We start from the raw sequence: 16,560 nt of genomic DNA, 5'->3' as shown, positions 1-16,560 counted from the left end.
TGCGACGGTGTGGATTGTGGTGATCAACCCGTCTACCAGGAGCTTCTTCACGTCACCGGCCGGACACCGGCATCGCGATCATGCTGTGACCAGGGCGCTCGCTGCGGAGCCTGAAAAAGGTTCACTGACCCCAGTGACATACCCCAGCTCGAGCCGCTTTTATCTCTGAATAAGGGGCAAGATTGCGCGGTTTACGCTTCGCGGATGTTCTCAGGTCTCAACCGCGCGATTCAACTTGCCCCTTTGTTCGATCAAGCCCAATTCTCAATGAGGGGTCAACCACAAAAGTAGATGGAGATTTCCTCCACGCCTGCTGCTGCGCTGCCGACTCAGGGGAAAGAACCAGATGGTCAATGTCACATAGTTCAAGCGGTTGAAGATTCTGGGCAGACCGCTCTGCGTTCATGGCGTTCAGCAAGATCGAGTGCATTGCGTCCACTACCTCGTAGACGTTATCCGCTTCGTAGTACTTACGTAGCGACTCCCGGTCACCAATGCGTGCAGCTTGCAGCTTGGTACCCGCCAGCGCTGCCACGGTGTCCCCTTTTAGAGACTCAATGAAGCCATCGATTAGCTGCCCACGTAGGTCTTGTCGCGTCTTCATACGATGGTTAATGAGAGCGACAGCCATGGCTGCCGTTGCACCGATGAGAGCGCCGCCCAGTCCGATGAGCGCAGACATAAGCTGGATCGACATGGACAAAAAGGTAGCGCAACAACTAGCCTCACGGTAGATGGGTCGCGTCATCTCGTTTCTCCCCGTCATGACTGGCTCACCGTCCACGGACCCTCCTCTCAAGGCGCCGGATGCTGCCACCGTAGGTTGCCCAGCCCATGGGGACTACACATTCGTTCGAGGCAGGACACTGTCCTTTCGGCAACTACGAGCACATCTCTTGACAACGTCTCCACCCGCAATTTGCGTCGCGGACAGTACGCCCGCGCGTGTGAACCTGGACCACGGAGAGTGTTGCTGTACAGCAGCGCCATACAGCAACACCGTCACATCCGACCGCGCAGCACCGCCCCGCGTCTACCGCTTCACCAGCGCGGGAGGCCGCTGACGAGGATCTGCCCTTCCCTACGGATCAGAAGGTTGGGGTTTCGAGTACCTCCGGCCGCACAAATGCGAAAGGCCCGCAACCAGGGTTCCCTGGGAGCGGGCCTTTCTGTTTGTCAGGACCATCTAGGGATCTTGCTAACACTTCTGCTAGCAGCGTGGCTCCCGCTGCTGCTTGATGTCCCTACCGAGGAAGCCGATCCGGCCGCCTGGCCCAGCATTCACCCGGGTCGCGAGAGCCGCTGCGCGGCGTCGATCATGGACTGTCGGGGTAGCCGCTTGAGTCGCCTCGGGAGCGAGCGTTGAACGGGCAGGGGGTAGGAATGCGGCGGTCTGAGCGTCTTTGGCATCTCGTCCGGTCCTATGACATGGGCGAGTGGTTCATGTCCGTGTGGGTGGAGGGTCTGGAGGTGTGGGAGGCCGCCCGACGCCTGGGGGCATCGGTCCCGGAGATGGATCACTCGATCCAGTGCACCTGGGCGAATGTCCTGCGTGGGCTGCCCGCTGATGATGATGCGGGGGTTGTCTGGGCAGGCCCGGTCACGGCGGATTGGACGCAGATCATTCAGGTGCGGGGGTTCGATTGCGACCAGGCTCTGCGAGATCTCTCCTACGGCGGGCGGGCGCTGAAGGTGGGTTGGGACCTGAACGGGCCGCGCGATCTGGTGTACACGGTCAACGGCGAATACGTTACGGGCTTCAGTGTCACCGTCCCCGGAGAGCGCTGGGGTAGCGATCCTCAGGCGCTCGACCACCATGCTCAGGGGTTGCAGTTCGACCTGGACGACTCCAACTGGGAGAGCGATCCCGACCTACCGCCGGACTGGCTGGAGTACTGCGCATGGGAAGAGGCCCGGCTTGAGAGAGGGCAGGACTACGGAGATGAAGACATCCCCGAGGAGTGGCAGGACTTCATTGCCCTGGCTCACAGCGGATACAGTCCGCCGATGGCGACCTGCCTCGCGTCGGCCCTGACGCTTGTTGGCAGAGTGACGGGCAGGGAGATTGACAGAGAGTGGATGAGCGGGACTCACACCCGCTACGTGATCCGCGACAAGCACAACGGCTGAGGGTCGGTAACCCAGCTCAGCAGAAGGCCTCTGGACAGACATGCCGTCTCAGGGGCTCTTCGGTCTCGCACATCGGCAATCGATGCTGACAATGGCCGGATGCGCCTGCCATTCGTCCATTGCCTTGGTGAAGACTTCGGCGGCCAAGGCCTCCGCCGCACGGATCACGTGGGCGTAGACCCGGAGGGTGATCGATGGGTCAGCGTGGCCAAGGCGGGCAGCGACGACATGGACGGGGACGCCGGCCAAGCGCAGGGTCGTGGCATGGATGTGGCGTAGGTCGTGAAGCCGTGTCTGGGGCGACGGCGTACGAGGGTTCGCCGGGTTGTATCGCTTGATCAGAATCGGGGAGAGCGAGCTGTGTGTGTCCGGGTGAACAGGCTCGCGCCATCCCCGCCCTTGTGTCGCCGACCGCGTGTTCGTGCCGCCGGAGCAGTGCGGAAGTCCTCGTTGGTCGTGTTCCTGGGTGGTCGGTTAGCTGATCCTCTGCACGGTCGTACCCTGTCGGATGGCGCGGGGGATCTCGGCGACGGAGTCCACGACGTCGATCAGGTGGGCGATGCTCTCGGCTGGAGCAGTGGAGGTGACGTCGACGGTGTAGGTGATCCCGGTTGATCGCCAGCTCTCGGTGTCGAAGCCGCCGGCTGCGGAAACGCGTACTCCTTGGAGTTCGATTCCCAGTGCGGCGGCCTCCCGGTAGAGGTCGTTGAGGACGCATCCCGCCGCTGCGAGGTGAAGGAGATGTCCTCCGGTGAAGTCCGCCCTGACGCTCACGCCCTCGGGCGTCCACCGATGAGGGAAATGCACCGCATGCTCGTCCGTCACCTTCAGCGATCCTGCGCTCACGATCACGTTGAAACGGTCATCCATGATTCGGCTCCCGGCACCTCGGGCGTACGGACGTGACGACAAGAGCCGTCCTACACGTCGTAGCCGCCAACCGGCAACACGGCAACACGGCACTCCCTCACACGGGGACAGCCGCTCATGCGGCTGGGCCGTCTGGTGGAGGACGCGTCCGTTCGGCTCGGAGTCCGCTCATGTCATACGCGGGGCATCTTCGCCACATGGCGTGCCCGCGAAGCACGCCCTCTCGTGCTGCCGCACAGCGGGAGCGACGCGAACATGCCGGGACGAATCGCGCGTGGCCGGTGACATTGGCCATAACCGGAGATGTTTGATGGGATTGCCATATGAAGACACGAGGACATGACATCGAAGTCACGGCTGCGTCGGACCAGGTCGTGGTACGGGTCAAGGACTCGGTTGTCGCGATCTCCTCCCGGCCGCTCGTACTCACCGAGACAGGCTGCCCACCGCGGTACTACCTGCCGCCAGACGATGTGAAGATGGATCTGCTCCGGTCGTCGACGACGACGTCGCACTGCCCGTTCAAGGGTGATGCCGTCTATTGGTCGGTGGACACTGGTGACGATCTGGCCGAAGACGTGGTCTGGTCCTACCCGGAGCCGTTCGAACGGGTCGAGCAGATCGCGGGACGGCTCGCCTTCTGGGCGGAGAAGCCGGGCGTCACCCTTGAGGTGAATGGGCAGGGTGCGTAAGCGTCGCTGATCTCAAGTCTGTACAGGCCCTGGTACGCGCCCTCGTTCCTCACCGATCGCCTCGGCAAAGACGTCGGCGGCTGACGCTTCAGCGGCGCGGATCACGTGGGTATGGACCCTGAGCGTGATCGACGGCCCCAGAAGGGAACAAGCGGTGGCGGGATCCGGTCTTCTCTGATCGACCGGCCTGTTCTTCTGAACTCGTTCGTGATGTAGTCGGCCAAATCGGTGCCGTAGAAGATGTTGTCGGTCTGGAAGACGGACAACATCGGATGTCCGTGCGTACCGTGGCCGGCGGGTAGATGGCGGTGTTCGTAGAGCGGGGCGAGGGTAGGGGCTTGGACCAGCCAGCTGCGGCTGCTTCCGAGTGACACCGGGTTGAGGTTGCCGTCTCACCGGCAGCCCGGCCAAGAGGAACGCCCTGTGGTCATCAGCGAACTCGGAGCCGAAGTCGCGCTCCATGCGGTCGAACTCCGCCTCGCTCAGCCCCGGCTCGATCTCACAGCAGCCCAGTTCGGCCAACTTGCGTGCAGCCCGCGAACCCAGTCAATCTTGCTGACGCGGGTTGCCGGCCACAGGTTTGGACGTACGTAGCAGGGGTGATCTCGGAGGGCCTGCCGTGTCCGAGGCGATGATCTGCTGGGCCGCCATCGCCGTCGCCTCAGCCGCGGAGAGCTGGCTGCACGCGCTCAGTCGTCGGCGGCGACCAGGAGCGACAAGATCTTGGCGGGGCGGTCGATGAGAACCAGCTCGTGAAAGTCGGCATGAACCCCACCCCAGTCATGAAATGCCTCACGACCGAGACCTGAGAGCCGGTATCTCTCGGTAGCTCCTGCTACGAGCGGATGGACCTCGTGCTCCAGCCGAGCGGACAGAGCCGCAGGAAGAGGGCCGAACTGTGTCGCCCAGTCGCGCAGGACGGTGTCCGTGCTCATCTCGTCCACGCGCATGTATGCGGCCGGGCTCACGTTCCGCAGCCAGTAGGGGCCGTGACGAAGCCCGTCGGCCTCGACTCCTCCTCCGGCATAGTCGTCCCGGAACTGCTCGTGGCCGATCAGCTCCGTCAGCAAGTGGGCATCGCCGACATCCGGATGAGAGATGGCGAAGCGCTTGATGTCGACCCAGCGATGCGCGTGATCCGCGAAGAGGAACTCACGAAAGTTGATGAAGGTCTGGTCCAGATACGTGAGCGCCTCCTGCACGTTCCGACAATAGGCGTCGCTTGATGAGCTGTGGCTGGTTCCGCCACGCTTGGGCGGTGGTGTACGGGAAACGGGCCAGGGTGCGGCTTCCGGTGGTGGAGCTGGGCGACCGTCGTGCCCTGGAACGCTGGCGGCCGGCCGACGAGGAGACCGTGGCGCGGGCCCGGCGGCTGAAGGAGCAGGCGCTGCTCGATCTCGGCATGACGCACAGCACGATCGCGTCCTGGATCTACAGCAAGTGCTCCCACCAGATCCCGACCACGGCCGTGGACACCGCGGCTGTGCTCGCCTCCGGCGACGGCACCTGCCTGCTCCTTTACAACCCCGACTTCTTCGTCGCCCTGGGGCTGGAGGGTGTGCGCTTCGTGCTGTTCCACGAAGCCCGTCATCTGGTGCAGCGGCACCTCTTCGCCGATCCCGTCCTGCGTGACGACCAGGTCTTCACGCTGGCCTGCGAGGTGACGATCAACCACGTCGCCATGGTCCGGCTGGGCCAGGACGGGCTGCCGGAGATCGACGGCGAGCCGGTGGGCGTCGATCCTGCGGCGATCCACGGCGCCTATCGCCACGACCTGGAGGAGCAGGGCCTCGACTGGCTCCCCTACGACGACTTCGTGGCCACGGACATGGACGTCTACCGGGAACTGCGCCGCATGCGGAACCCGCCCGTGCCGGGTCCGGTCTGCGTGCACCTCCTGCTGGACGGCGATGCGCTCGACCAGGAGACCGTGGACAGGATCAGCTCCGACGTGCTGCGCAGCGTGCTGATCGCGGCCAGGCGCGGCAGCGCGCTCGCCCGCGGGGAACTGCTCGACCTGCTCGACCGGACCCGGGGCGCGGGCGATCGCGCCGACCGGCTCTGGGGCGATCTCGGCGCGCACGCCCTGCGCGGCCACACCGTCGCCACCCGCCGGGTCCACTGGTGGCAGCAGTGGCTGGTGGACGTGCTGGCCTCCAAGCTCCGTCCCGGCGAGCGGCTGATCTACCCGAAGAAGCGCGGAGCGCTGCTGGCCGCGCTGGGGCATGATCCCGTACTGGCCCGGCGCGGTCCGGAGCGGGTGAAGAGGCTGGTGATCGCCCTGGACACCTCGGGATCGATGCCGGATCCGGTGGTGCGATGGGTGACCGACCTGGTCGGGCAGGTGGACGGGACGGAGGCACGCTGGCTGAGCTTCGACGGCGCGATCATGCCGTTCCGTCCGGGCCAGAGCGTGCACGGCGGTGGCGGGACGGACTTCGGTCTCGTCCGTGACTACGTAGAAGGCCGGCTCGCGGTTAACGGCGAGCGGATCGACGACCATCCGGACGCGGTGATCGTGCTCACCGACGGTCATGCCCCGCCCATCACGCCCGCCGAGCCCGACAGGTGGATCTGGCTGATCACTCCGGGCGGCGACGACTGGCCGGACCGGCACCGGCCGCCGATGGCCTGCCACCGCGTACGCCCGGTGGCGCCGGATGATCTCAGCCCCTAGCGTGTCGGATCGTGAATGCCACGACCGTCACCTCCGTCCGGGCCCTCGACATCCGCGCCTGCGCCGCCGGTCTGCTGCGCTTCGCGGCTCCGTACGAGGTGGACACGCTTCTTGGCGACCCGCTCACCCAGAACGCCTCCGTCAGCTACGGCCTGCTCAACCGGGTCGTCGCCGAGGCCATGCTGCGCCGTCCGGGCGGGAAGCGGCTCCCGCCCGCGTACGCGCTCCTCGCCCCCGGCACGTGCCTGGTCGGCCGGCTGCTCGACCTGGACGACCCCCAGGTCAACGGCCAGTTGTTCCTCACCCCCGGGATGCCGCGCAACCTGCTCAGGCAGCTCGCGCACCAGACCTCCCGCCACGACGGCGTCACCCCGCTGCCGTTCTCCTCGGACGTGCTCGACGCGGCGGTCACCCAGAGGCACCAGTCGTTCCTGCTCCACGCCGCCGACCCCGACACGGCGGCCCGGGCCCTGCGGAGCCTGGGCAGGGGCGCGGACCAGCACGGCGCGATCCGGGCCTGCCGGACGCTGCTGGACGCCGGGCGTACCGCCGAACTCGCCGAGCTGGTGGAGCAGGACGTGCTGCCCGAGACCCGCTGGGGGGCCGACGAGTCGGAGCCGAGCGTGAGCGCGTACGTGCGGGCGGCGCTGACCGGCGAGGAGGGCGCGGCGCGCCTGCGCGAGCTGAGCGAGCGCGTACGGCGCCCCGAACGGCTGCGCTCGGCCGCCGAACTGGCCGTGGCGGCCGCCTGCGCGCGGGCCGACGGCGGGATGCCGGCCCGCACGCTCGTCCACCGGCGGCACCCGGCGATCCCCCGGGTGGACTGGGCCGCGCTGCTGGACAACGAGCCGGAGCGGCGGCGGCGCGAGGGGCCGCTGCCCTACCGGGCGGCCAGGCTCATGGCCCAGCGCGCGGACGTGCCCGAGGAGCTGCTGCTCCTGGCCGTGGCCGACCATCCCGAGCTGGCGCCGCTCGTCCCCAGCCCGTCGCCCGCGCTGCTCGCGCTGGTCCGCGACCGCCTTCCGGCGGTCGGCGCGGCCGCGCTGGTGAAGGTCGCGGGGAACGGTTTCGTCGCGGCCACGCTCACCGCCGAGGAGATCGTGGCCGGCCTGCCGCCCGAGGCGCTCGACCGGTACGCGGAGTCGTTGTGGCTGCCGGGCCTGCGGGGCGTCGCCGCGGTCCGCGCGCTGCTCGACCGGGACGGCGACATCCCGCTGCGCCCGTTCGTCGTCGACGAGACCGGCTCCGGCACCCGCCGGAGCCTGCGGACCCCGGGCGTGCGGGCCCATTGGGACGCCGAGGCGCTCTACGGCCAGTTGACGGCCACCGCGCTGCGGTGGCACGGCGAGCTGACCGCCGACGAGGTGCTGTCCATGGTCACGCCGGACGCCGTGCTCGCGCCCCGGCCCGGCGTGCTGCCGGATCCGCGTGTGCTGCGCCGGCTGGCCGAGCTGGTCCACCGGCATCTCGGCAACCGTCCCGAGGCGTGGATGGTGGCACTGCGGCTGCTCCAGGACGGCTTCGTCGGCACCCTACCCGAACTGCTCGCCACGGCGGGCGCGGTCGCCGGCTGACACCTCACCAGGGCGCGACGCGGTAGTCCTTCAGCAGGCATCCGTACGGCGGGTCGCCGGCCTCGCCGCGCACGATCGGGTCGTACACGCGGGCGGCGGCGTCCACCACGTCCAGCGGGGGCCGGAACCCGGCGGCGGCCCGGCGGCGGCGATCCGGGTCAGGCTGCTGATCGGAGAACCAGCCCGGGTCCACGCTGGTGAGATAGACCCCGACGGCGGCCAGTTCGGCGGCGCTGGTGAGGGTCAGCATGTTGAGCGCGGCCTTGGCCATGTTGGTGTGCGGGTGCTCGGGCCCCTTGTACACGCGGCCGAACTGGCCCTCGGCGGCCGAGACGTTCACCACGTACCTGCGCGGTCGTGGTGAGCGTACGAGCAGCGGGCGCAGCCTGCCGATCAGCAGGAACGGCGCGGTCACGTTGATGAGCTGCACCTCCAGCAGCTCCACCGGGTCGATCTCGTGGACCAGCCGGGTCCAGGAGTTGTCCGGCGAGGGGTCGGGGAGCAGGCCCGCGACGTCCACCGTGCCCTCCGGCAGGGACGCCTGCCCAGTGGGCAGTCCGGTCGTCGGTCCGGTCGTCAGTCCGGTCGTCAGTCCGGTGGTCAGCTCGCTCGCGTCCTCGCCCGCGAGCAGGGCCTCGTACGAGGAGGCGGGCGGGCGTACGGTCTGGGCGGCGAGGTTCACGAGGATGTCCAGCGGCTCGGCGGCGGCCACCTGTTCGTCGCACCAGCGCACCACCGCGGGGATGTCCCGCAGGTCCATGCCGGTGACGGTGAGCCGGTCGGCCCACTCCCCGGAGTCGGGCACGGCGGCGAAGCGGCGGCGCGCGTCCTGCGGGAACCGGGTGAGCGCGGTCACCGCGGCCCCGTCCCGCAGCAGCTTCAGCACCAGCTCGAACCCGGCCTTCACCCGGCCGCCGGTGACGACGGCGCGGCTGCCGGTGAGGTCCGTTCGAGCCGTGCGGCGCCGCCTGTTCTCCTCGGCGCAGACGGGGCAGAGCCGTTCGTACCGCTCGTCCACCTCACGGAAGTGGGCTTTGCAGGCGTAACACCTGGTCAGGCCGTCGATGCGACGCGAGGGTGCGGCCGGCAGGGCGACAGTTTCTCCCGCCGGGCCGGCGACGCGGGCCGTGGCGGGCGGAGCGGTCCCGCCGGCGAGCGCGGCCGCGTCCCGTTCCGTGAGCCGCCGCCGTTTCCCGGCCCGCTCGTTGTGCCGGGTCCTCCTGACGAAGGTGCCGACCGCGTGCTGGACGCGCACGAGATCGGGATCCCCCGCAGGCGCCTCGGCCAGTTCGGAGAGCACTCTCAGGCACGCCTGCAGATCATCGTCGCGCACAAATCTGATGATATTGCTGGGTCTGTCCCGCTCTACTGGGATCCATGGGAGGAACACAGGTGACGTCGAAGCTGGCCGACTTCATCGACGCGATGATCGATCTGGGCATGACCGGCCAGGTCTTCGGCGAGCACGGCATCGGCAAGACCTCGACGTTCTTCTCCCACCTCAGGGACAGATACCGGCTGGTGTACGTGCCCGCCGCCAACCTGACCCCGGACGACCTGCTCGTCAACGCCCCCGTACGGCAGAACGGCCGGCTCGTCCTGCGCCAGCTCATCATGAGCCGGCTCAAGCCCGGCCGCCCATTCGTCCTGCTCATCGACGACTCCCTGCAGGCCGGCGACACCATCCAGTCGCAGCTCATGCAGATCGCCTCCTCGTGGACGCTGGGCGAGCACGACCTGCGTGCGCTCGGCTGCGCGGGCGTCTTCCTCACCGACAACGAGTCACCGGACGAGACGGCCGCACGCCGTACCGACCTCGCGATCCTCGACCGTATGACCACGCTGCGGATCACCGCGGCCGACACGGCCTGGCGGCAGGCGCTCTCCCGCAAGTTCCGCGGCACCGACCTGTCCGGGGTCTTCCGCGTCTGGGCCACTTTGCCGCCCGAGCTGCGCCAACGGTTCTCCCCGCGCACCCTGGAGCACGTGCTCGACTGCGCGCTGGCCGGCCTGCCGCCGCACTGGGGTCTGCCTCTGGTCAACGGCGAGCGGCTGCGCCTGGCCGTACCGCGAGCCGACGGCACGCCCGGCCCGGACGAGGCGCCGCGCGTCCTGGAGCAGATCGTCGCGGAGCTGCGCCGGGCGGGCGCGGACGTGCCCGCCCCCGGCCACCTGCCCGACGCGGTCCGGCGGGTCGTCCGCGAGGCGCTACGGCGGCGCTGGGCCGTGCTGATCCAGGGCCCGCCGGGGTGCGGCAAGACCGAGGTGGTCAAGGAGGTCGTACGGGAGGAGCTGGGCCGCGATCCGATCTACTTCTCGCTGCCCGTCACCAACGTCGAGGACCTCTGGGTGCCGCTCCCCACCCCCGACGGCACGCTCGACAACCTGCTCGCCGGGATCTTCGTCGGCCCGGAGCCCAAGGCGATCGTGTGGGACGAGTACAACCGGCCCAAGGACAGATCGGCCTTCGCCAGGCTCATGGAGGTCACCCAGGAGTGGTCGCTGGCCGGTCGGCGCATCGAAGGGCTCAAGGCGCAGGTCGCGCTGCAGAACCCGCCGTACCATCTGGGTCGCAGGTTGCTGGTGGCGCGCAACACGATCGCGCAGGCGTCCCGCTTCACCGTCTCCCTGGACATCGGCCCGGACGACATCCCGGCGAACGAGTGGCTGATCGCGCGCTACGGTACGGTCGCCGAAACCGTACTGGAGTGGTGGAAGAACGACATCGACGACGAAGGGCGTGCCTGGCTCACCAAGCGCACCCTGGAACGCCTGATCAAGCTGCACGGACGCGGGCTGCCGCTGGAGATGGCGAAGATCTACCTGGGCGACGGGGAGTACGCGCCCGTCCCGCTCGCCGACCTGGAGGCCAGGCTCGCCGACCGGCAGGTGACCGGGCTCCGCGAGCTGGCCGATGACCTGGACGGCTGGGCCGAGCGGCTGCGCCGGGCGGCGGACGAGGGCCCGGAGGGCACGGACGCGAGCGACGTCGTGCACCGCGTCCTGGCCAACGCCGAGCTCTCGCAGCTCCGCGCCCATCGGAGCACCGCCGCCCGCCTAGCTCCCCTGCTTCCGCCCAAGCTCAAGGCCACCTACCTGATGGGGGTGGACGGCGAACGCCAGCGCTTCTGGATCGACGTCTTCACCGGCCGCTGAGCACGGGCAGCGAATGCGCGGACCCTCAAGGCGCAATCGCGCCACTCGATGCGAGCGCCGCCTGATATTTCGGTCGTGATTCGGCCACGCGACGAATACTGTTTTCCCCATGCGACGCCGGAGCGGGAAAAAGCAGAAGGCGGCTGCCGTGCGGCTGCGGCACCATGCGGATTTGACTCCGCCATTCGAGGGCGCGGAACTGGTGAATGCGACGGCGGGTCCCGAGGGAGAACTGCTCGTCATGTGGGCGACGCGGGAGAACGCCGAGGCGCTCACCGCAGTGACTGTCGTCCCCGACTGGGCATCTTTTGCCGATTCACGCACGGCCGCGCCGGTCTCGGCGCATGTCTCCACGTACCGGCCTCATTTGGTGAGGACGGTTTCCATCGCCGAGCAATCACTCGCGCACAGCCATGTCCAGCCGCTGCCGGACGGGGGCGTGCTCTTGGTGGGAGCGCGGTGCCATTGGCGTGACGGGGTGGCCGAGTCCAATGCCGCCGTCCACGACGCCGATGGAAAGCTCCTGCGGGCGGGCGTGCTGGGAGACGGAATTGCCGACGTTCAGACGACGCTTTCCGGCGACATATGGGTGAGCTATTTCGACGAAGGCGTCTACGGAAACCACGGATGGGGAGAGGAAGACGGTCCGGCTCCCATCGGTTCTCCCGGGCTGATCCGCTTTCGGCCCGACCTGGATCCCGCGTGGCGTTACCCGTACGACGGCGAGTTCGATGCGATCTCCGATTGCTACGCATTGAACGTGACCGGGGATGAAGCGTGGGCCTACTACTACATGGACTTCCCGATCGTGCGGGTCCGAGCTGACGCGATCGCCGGCTGGTCCACGGAGGTGGAGGGCGCTCGTGCGCTCGTTGTCGCCGACGACCGGGTGGTGCTCGTCGGCGGATACGGCGAGCACCGGAACAGGGTGGTCACGGGGAGCATTCAGGGAGAAACGCTCTTGGCGGATCGTCCCGCCCGGCTGGTCATGCCCGATGGACAGCCGGTTCCACGAACGGCGACCAGGGTGGGCCGAGGCAGTGAGCTTCACGTCGTCGTAGGCCGCCGCTGGCTGAAGCTGGGTTTCGAGGATCTGGCGACCGGCTGAGTGACGGAAGCCGCCGTCCGGTTGTCAGCTGTGGCCCGGCAGGGCGGTGATCGTGGTGAGGGCGGATCGGAGGGTGGTGTCGGTCGGTGGGTGGTCGGGCCAGTGGGCGGCGATGTGGCCGTCGGGGCGGACGAGCAGGGCGCCGCGCGAGGTGAGGCCGCAGAGGTCGGCGTGCTCGGCGGGAAGGGGCTCGACGTGCAGCGGCCACGGCTCCTGACGTGACCATGCGGCGGGGTCCGGAGTGAGCACGGTGAACCATTCGCCGAACGTGTCCAGCGTCGAGCGGTCGCGGGTGAGCCAGAGGCGATGCCGGTGTTCATGCCCAGGCCGCCGACGATGGGCATCGCGTGCGCGGCGTCGCCGGTCAGCAGGATCCGGCCGTGCCGGAAGCGCTCGGCGACGAACGCGTTCATCTCCCAGTGCTGGATCCGTACGACCTCGGCCTGTACGCCGCCGCCGAGGGCGCGCGTGAGGAGGGCGGGCCAGTCGGCGGGCCCGGCGTCGCGCGGCGTGGGGACGAACCAGACCCAGCCGCCTTCCGGGTACAGCGGCGCGAACAGGCCGTGCGCGGTGAAGTAGAGGCCGGCGGGCTGGTGGGCGCACCAGCGGCGGCGAGCACGTAACGGGCGCGGAGGCGGGTGCGCTCACCGGGCCGGGGGCCGGCGAGCAGGGCCACGACGCCGCCGTCCGCCTCGGCCAGGTCGGCGAGCTCGACCCCGAAGCGCGCCGGTGACGTCGCACCGGCGAGCAGAACGGGTTCCAGACGGTCCTGCGAAGTGATCACGCCGGTCACGGGGCTCTCGGGCACCAGCGCGTCGATCCCGGCCATCGCCGCCGTGGCGAAGTCGTGGTCCTGCACGGTGTCACGGAAGCGGATGCGGCCGTACTCGGGGGCGAACGCGTCGGCGGTGATCTCGGCGGCGAGCCCGAGTCGGCGGAAGATCTCCATCGAGCGTACGTTGACCAGCCGGGCCCGTGGGAACGGCGACGGCTCGGGGTGCCTTTCGACCAGCAGGACCCGCACGCCCCAGCGATCCAGCAGCGCACGGGCGGTGAGCCCGACCGGCCCGCCGCCGACGACCAGCACCTCCACCTCGCCGTCCGCCTCGGGCACGCTTCGAAGCCGATCCGCGCCTCATCGTAATCACGGCTCTTGAAGGGTGCCACGATGATCGCGTCGCTGGCGATCACGGGGCCGATGCCCCGCTCGCAGACGGCCGGACTGCTCTGGCCGAACGGAACCGAACAGCAGGGCAGACCGAGCCGTGGTCGGAGAGCGCGAACCGCATCCTCCTGGAGATCCACGCCCGCCGCGGCGACCCCGGCAGCGCGCTGCGCCAGTACGAGAAGTTCAGCGGGATCCTGCTGCGTGAGCTCGGCGTGCCTCCGGCGCCGGACATCGTGGCGGTGATCCAGCAGCTTCACCCCTTCGAGACCGGGCGGGTCAAGGCCGTGTGAGCACGCTCCGGCCGGGCCCGCGCGCCGGTGAATCGTCCGTAAGCTGAGGGTGTGTCTCCCGTACTGGTCCTGCTCGACGGCGTTCGCTGGCAGGGGTCGCGCGTGGTGGGCGATCGCGCGCACACCCTGCTGGCCGTGCTCGCCATGCGCGGGCGGGCGGGGGTCAGCGACGAGCGGCTGGTCGAGGAGTTGTGGCCGGACGAGGCGCCGGCCAACCCGACCAAGGCGCTCCAGGTGGTCGTCTCACGGACCAGGGCGGCGACCTGCCCCGACGTCGTGGAGCGCATCCCGCGCGGCTACCGGCTCGGGCTGCCCGCCGCCCAGGTCGACGTACTGCTGCTCGGCACGCTGGTGGAGCAGGCGCGGGCCGCGCTGGGCGAGGACGACACGGCGCTGGCGCGCAGCCGTGCCGAAGAGGCCATGGGCCTCGTGGCCGGCGGCCCCGACGGCGCCACGGGCGCGCTCGCCGAGCTGCGCGGCGGCGCCGCGCGGCAGGCGGCCGAGGCCCGGCGGGTGGCGGCGATCGCCTGGAGCCGGAGCGGCGCGCACGAGGGCGCGCTGCCGCTGCTGGAGGCGGCCGCGGCCGACCGGCCGCAGGACGAGGAGCTGCTCACCTGCCTGCTGCGCAGCGAGGCCGCCGTACGCGGCGCCGCCGCCGCGCTGGAGCGCTACGAACGCCACCGCTCCGACCTGATCAACCGGCTCGGCACCGAACCGGGCCCCGAGCTGGCCCGCGTGTACGCCGAACTCCTCGCCGCGGACCGCCCGGTGCGCACGGGCATCCTGTTCGACGGCTCCTCGCTGCTCGGCCGCGAATACGACATCCACGCCGTGCACGCCCTGTTGCAGACCAACCGGGTCGTCTCCATCATCGGCCCCGGCGGCCTGGGCAAGACGAGGCTGGCTCACGTCGTCGGCCGGAACGCCGCCCAGCCCGTCGCCCACTTCATCGAGCTCGTCGGCGTGTCCTCGCCGGAGGGCGTGGTGGGCGAGGTGGGCTCGGCGCTCGGGGTGCGCGACTCGGTCAGCGCCCGGCGTGTCCTGACCGCCGAACAGCGCTCCGACGTACGCGCCCGGATCGCCCAGCATCTCGACCAGGCTCCGGCGCTGCTGATCCTGGACAACTGCGAGCACGTGATCGAGGCCGTCGCCGACCTGGTGGCGTTCCTGACCGTGACGACCCGCGACCTGCGGGTGCTCATCACCTCGCGCGCCCCTCTGTCCATCCCCGCCGAACGCGCCTACCTGCTCGGTGAGCTGCTCCCGGACGACGCGGTCGAGCTGTTCCGCCAGCGTGCCACCGCCGCCCGCGCCGGGGTGCGGATCGACGAGGAGATCGTCGGTGACGTCGTCGCCCGCCTCGACGGGCTGCCGCTGGCGATCGAGCTGGCCGCGGCCAAGGTACGGATCATGTCGGTGGAGGAGATCGCGCGGCGCCTGGCCGACCGGTTCGCCCTGCTGCGCGGCGGCAACCGTACGGCCCCCGACCGCCACCAGACGCTGCTCGCGGTGATCGGCTGGTCCTGGAACCTGCTGGACGAGCCCGAACGGCAGGCGTTGCGCTGGTTGTCGCTGTTCGGCGACGGTTTCACCCTGGCCGCGGCCGAACACGTGCTCGGCCCGGACGCCCTCCACGTCGTGGACGCGCTGACCGAGCAGTCGATGCTGAGCGTGCGCGAGACGGCGTACGGCCTGCGTTACCGGATGCTGGAGACCGTCAGGGAGTTCGGGCAGATGCGGCTGAAGGAGGCCGGCGAGCAGGCGTCGGCCCGGACGGCGCAGCGGGAGTGGGCGACGGCGTACGCGCTCGAACACGCCCACATGATGTTCAGCCCAGCCCAGTACGACGCGGTGGACGCGCTGCGCGCCGAGGAGGGCAACCTCGCCGACCTGCTCCGGCAGGCCCTCGCCGAGGTCGATCCCGTCCTGACGATGCAGTTGCTGGCCGGCGTGGGCTCGCTGTGGTCGATCCGCGGCGACCACTCGCGCATCCTCGTCCACCGGGAGGCGATCAGCCAGGTCGTCACCGACTGGAAGCCGCCGCCGCACCTCGTCGAGGTGACCAGGGCCGCCATGCTGATCGCGCTGATGAACAACATCGTCATGACCGACCGCACCCGCGACCCGCTGCACGAGCTCCTGCGCGAGCTGCCCGAGACCGGCGAGACCGACCCCCGCGTGGCGGCCATGGGCAGGGTGGTGCTCGCGATAGACCAGGCGGACGCCCATCGGCTGCTGGCCGAGCTGCGCCGGAGCCCCGACCACGACGTGGCCCTGGCCGCGACGCAGGCGAGCGTGCACTTCCTGGAGAACGCGGGAGAGGTGAAGGAGGCGACCGAGGCCGCCGAGCAGACCCTGGTGATGCTCCGCGGCGACGAGGGGCCCTGGTTCGGCGCGATCGCGCACACCGTGCTGGCCCACCTTTCCATGCAGCTCGGTGACCGCCCGCGGGCGGTCCGGCACGCGCGGACGGCGATCCCGGTGCTGAGCCGGCTCGGCGCGGTCGAGGACGAGACCCAGCTCCACGCGGTCCTGCTGCTCGCCGCGCTGGCCGACGGCGACCTCGACACCGCCGAGGCCGAGCTGGCCCGCATCACCCGGATCAACGACAACGAGGCGGTGCTCGGCGGGGTGTCGATGGGCTCGATGTGCGCGGCCGAGCTCGCCCTCGCCCGGGGCGACACGGCCGCCGCGCTCGCGGAGTACCGCAGGGCCGTCGAACGCGCCCGCGACCTGCGCCTGCCCGGGCTGCCGCCGGTGGAGTACACGCCATGGATGATCGTCACGGAGGCGGTCACCCTGACGGCGTACGCCTACCACGCCGGGCCGCAGGACATCCGGTACGGCGAGGAGCTGTACGCCGCCGTCCAGCGCTACGACGTGCTGGACGTGGAC

13 protein-coding genes and 3 pseudogenes are annotated in these 16,560 nt (G+C 69.6%); 8 read left to right on the top strand and 8 right to left on the bottom strand.

What is annotated here, in order from left to right; genetic code table 11:
• Window positions 1–217 precede the first annotated feature (217 nt).
• Window positions 218–697 (bottom strand): hypothetical protein, encoded by a 480-nt coding sequence (locus DMB42_RS34065; protein WP_125641131.1) that lies wholly within the window; start codon window positions 695–697, stop codon window positions 218–220.
• Window positions 698–1,428: 731 nt separating this feature from the next.
• Here DMB42_RS34065 and DMB42_RS34060 point away from each other — a divergent pair.
• Window positions 1,429–2,130 (top strand): DUF6461 domain-containing protein, encoded by a 702-nt coding sequence (locus tag DMB42_RS34060; RefSeq protein WP_125641128.1) that lies wholly within the window; start codon window positions 1,429–1,431, stop codon window positions 2,128–2,130.
• 48 nt (window positions 2,131–2,178) lie between these two features.
• On the opposite strand, the gene DMB42_RS34055 is transcribed toward DMB42_RS34060, so the two are convergent.
• A complete protein-coding gene (locus tag DMB42_RS34055; protein WP_260478118.1) occupies window positions 2,179–2,469 on the bottom strand; it encodes a tyrosine-type recombinase/integrase in 291 nt (96 codons plus the stop codon).
• A gap of 135 nt (window positions 2,470–2,604) precedes the next feature.
• On the bottom strand, window positions 2,605–3,000 hold the full coding sequence (locus tag DMB42_RS34050) for an OsmC family protein (RefSeq protein WP_125641125.1): 396 nt from the start codon (window positions 2,998–3,000) through the stop codon (window positions 2,605–2,607).
• A 323-nt stretch (window positions 3,001–3,323) separates the two neighbouring features.
• Between DMB42_RS34050 and DMB42_RS34045 the strand changes: the two genes are divergently transcribed.
• Window positions 3,324–3,692, top strand: coding sequence for a DUF427 domain-containing protein (locus tag DMB42_RS34045; protein WP_125641123.1), 369 nt, complete (start codon window positions 3,324–3,326; stop codon window positions 3,690–3,692).
• Window positions 3,693–4,381: 689 nt separating this feature from the next.
• Here DMB42_RS34045 and DMB42_RS34040 read toward each other — a convergent pair.
• Window positions 4,382–4,894: a hypothetical protein gene (locus DMB42_RS34040; RefSeq protein ID WP_125641120.1), complete on the bottom strand. Its 513-nt coding sequence runs from the start codon at window positions 4,892–4,894 to the stop codon at window positions 4,382–4,384.
• A 56-nt stretch (window positions 4,895–4,950) separates the two neighbouring features.
• Here DMB42_RS34040 and DMB42_RS34035 point away from each other — a divergent pair, with 56 nt between their 5' ends.
• Both DMB42_RS34035 and DMB42_RS34030 read left to right on the top strand, forming a co-directional pair.
• On the top strand, window positions 4,951–6,369 hold the full coding sequence (locus DMB42_RS34035) for a DUF2201 family putative metallopeptidase (protein ID WP_260478112.1): 1,419 nt from the start codon (window positions 4,951–4,953) through the stop codon (window positions 6,367–6,369).
• 11 nt (window positions 6,370–6,380) lie between these two features.
• On the top strand, window positions 6,381–7,943 hold the full coding sequence (locus DMB42_RS34030; RefSeq protein WP_125641114.1) for a hypothetical protein: 1,563 nt from the start codon (window positions 6,381–6,383) through the stop codon (window positions 7,941–7,943).
• Between the two features lie 4 nt (window positions 7,944–7,947).
• Here DMB42_RS34030 and DMB42_RS34025 read toward each other — a convergent pair whose 3' ends face one another.
• Window positions 7,948–9,276, bottom strand: a complete 1,329-nt coding sequence (locus DMB42_RS34025) for an SDR family NAD(P)-dependent oxidoreductase (RefSeq protein ID WP_260478111.1) — start codon at window positions 9,274–9,276, stop codon at window positions 7,948–7,950.
• A 59-nt stretch (window positions 9,277–9,335) separates the two neighbouring features.
• Between DMB42_RS34025 and DMB42_RS34020 the strand changes: the two genes are divergently transcribed.
• Both DMB42_RS34020 and DMB42_RS34015 read left to right on the top strand, forming a co-directional pair.
• The gene (locus DMB42_RS34020) at window positions 9,336–11,099 is read left to right on the top strand and encodes an AAA family ATPase (protein ID WP_221762477.1); all 1,764 of its coding nucleotides are present in this window, start codon (window positions 9,336–9,338) and stop codon (window positions 11,097–11,099) included.
• Window positions 11,100–11,208: 109 nt separating this feature from the next.
• A complete protein-coding gene (locus DMB42_RS34015) occupies window positions 11,209–12,207 on the top strand; it encodes a hypothetical protein (RefSeq protein ID WP_125641108.1) in 999 nt (332 codons plus the stop codon).
• A 24-nt stretch (window positions 12,208–12,231) separates the two neighbouring features.
• Here the strand turns inward: DMB42_RS34015 and DMB42_RS55360 are convergent.
• The 3 genes and pseudogenes from DMB42_RS55360 to DMB42_RS54405 all read right to left on the bottom strand — a co-directional run.
• Window positions 12,232–12,498 (bottom strand): annotated as a pseudogene (locus DMB42_RS55360) (hypothetical protein); the annotation flags it as partial.
• Window positions 12,499–12,569: 71 nt separating this feature from the next.
• Window positions 12,570–12,620 (bottom strand): annotated as a pseudogene (locus tag DMB42_RS55355) (hypothetical protein); the annotation flags it as partial.
• Window positions 12,617–13,321 carry an FAD-dependent monooxygenase gene (locus DMB42_RS54405; RefSeq protein WP_221762475.1) on the bottom strand — a complete coding sequence of 235 codons (705 nt, stop codon included), beginning with the start codon at window positions 13,319–13,321 and terminating at the stop codon, window positions 12,617–12,619. The gene DMB42_RS54405 and the pseudogene DMB42_RS55355, both read right to left, overlap by 4 nt.
• A gap of 23 nt (window positions 13,322–13,344) precedes the next feature.
• On the opposite strand from DMB42_RS54405, the gene DMB42_RS56445 reads away from it, so the two are divergent.
• Window positions 13,345–13,665, top strand: coding sequence for a bacterial transcriptional activator domain-containing protein (locus DMB42_RS56445; RefSeq protein ID WP_125641251.1), 321 nt, complete (start codon window positions 13,345–13,347; stop codon window positions 13,663–13,665).
• 144 nt (window positions 13,666–13,809) lie between these two features.
• Window positions 13,810–15,180 (top strand): annotated as a pseudogene (locus DMB42_RS55350) (ATP-binding protein); the annotation flags it as partial.
• Window positions 15,181–16,560 lie beyond the last annotated feature (1,380 nt).

It is taken from the genome of Nonomuraea sp. WAC 01424 (genome assembly GCF_003947315.1).
In the GTDB taxonomy this organism is placed as follows: domain Bacteria; phylum Actinomycetota; class Actinomycetes; order Streptosporangiales; family Streptosporangiaceae; genus Nonomuraea; species Nonomuraea spiralis.
This window is presented reverse-complemented; position numbering and strand designations above follow the sequence as displayed.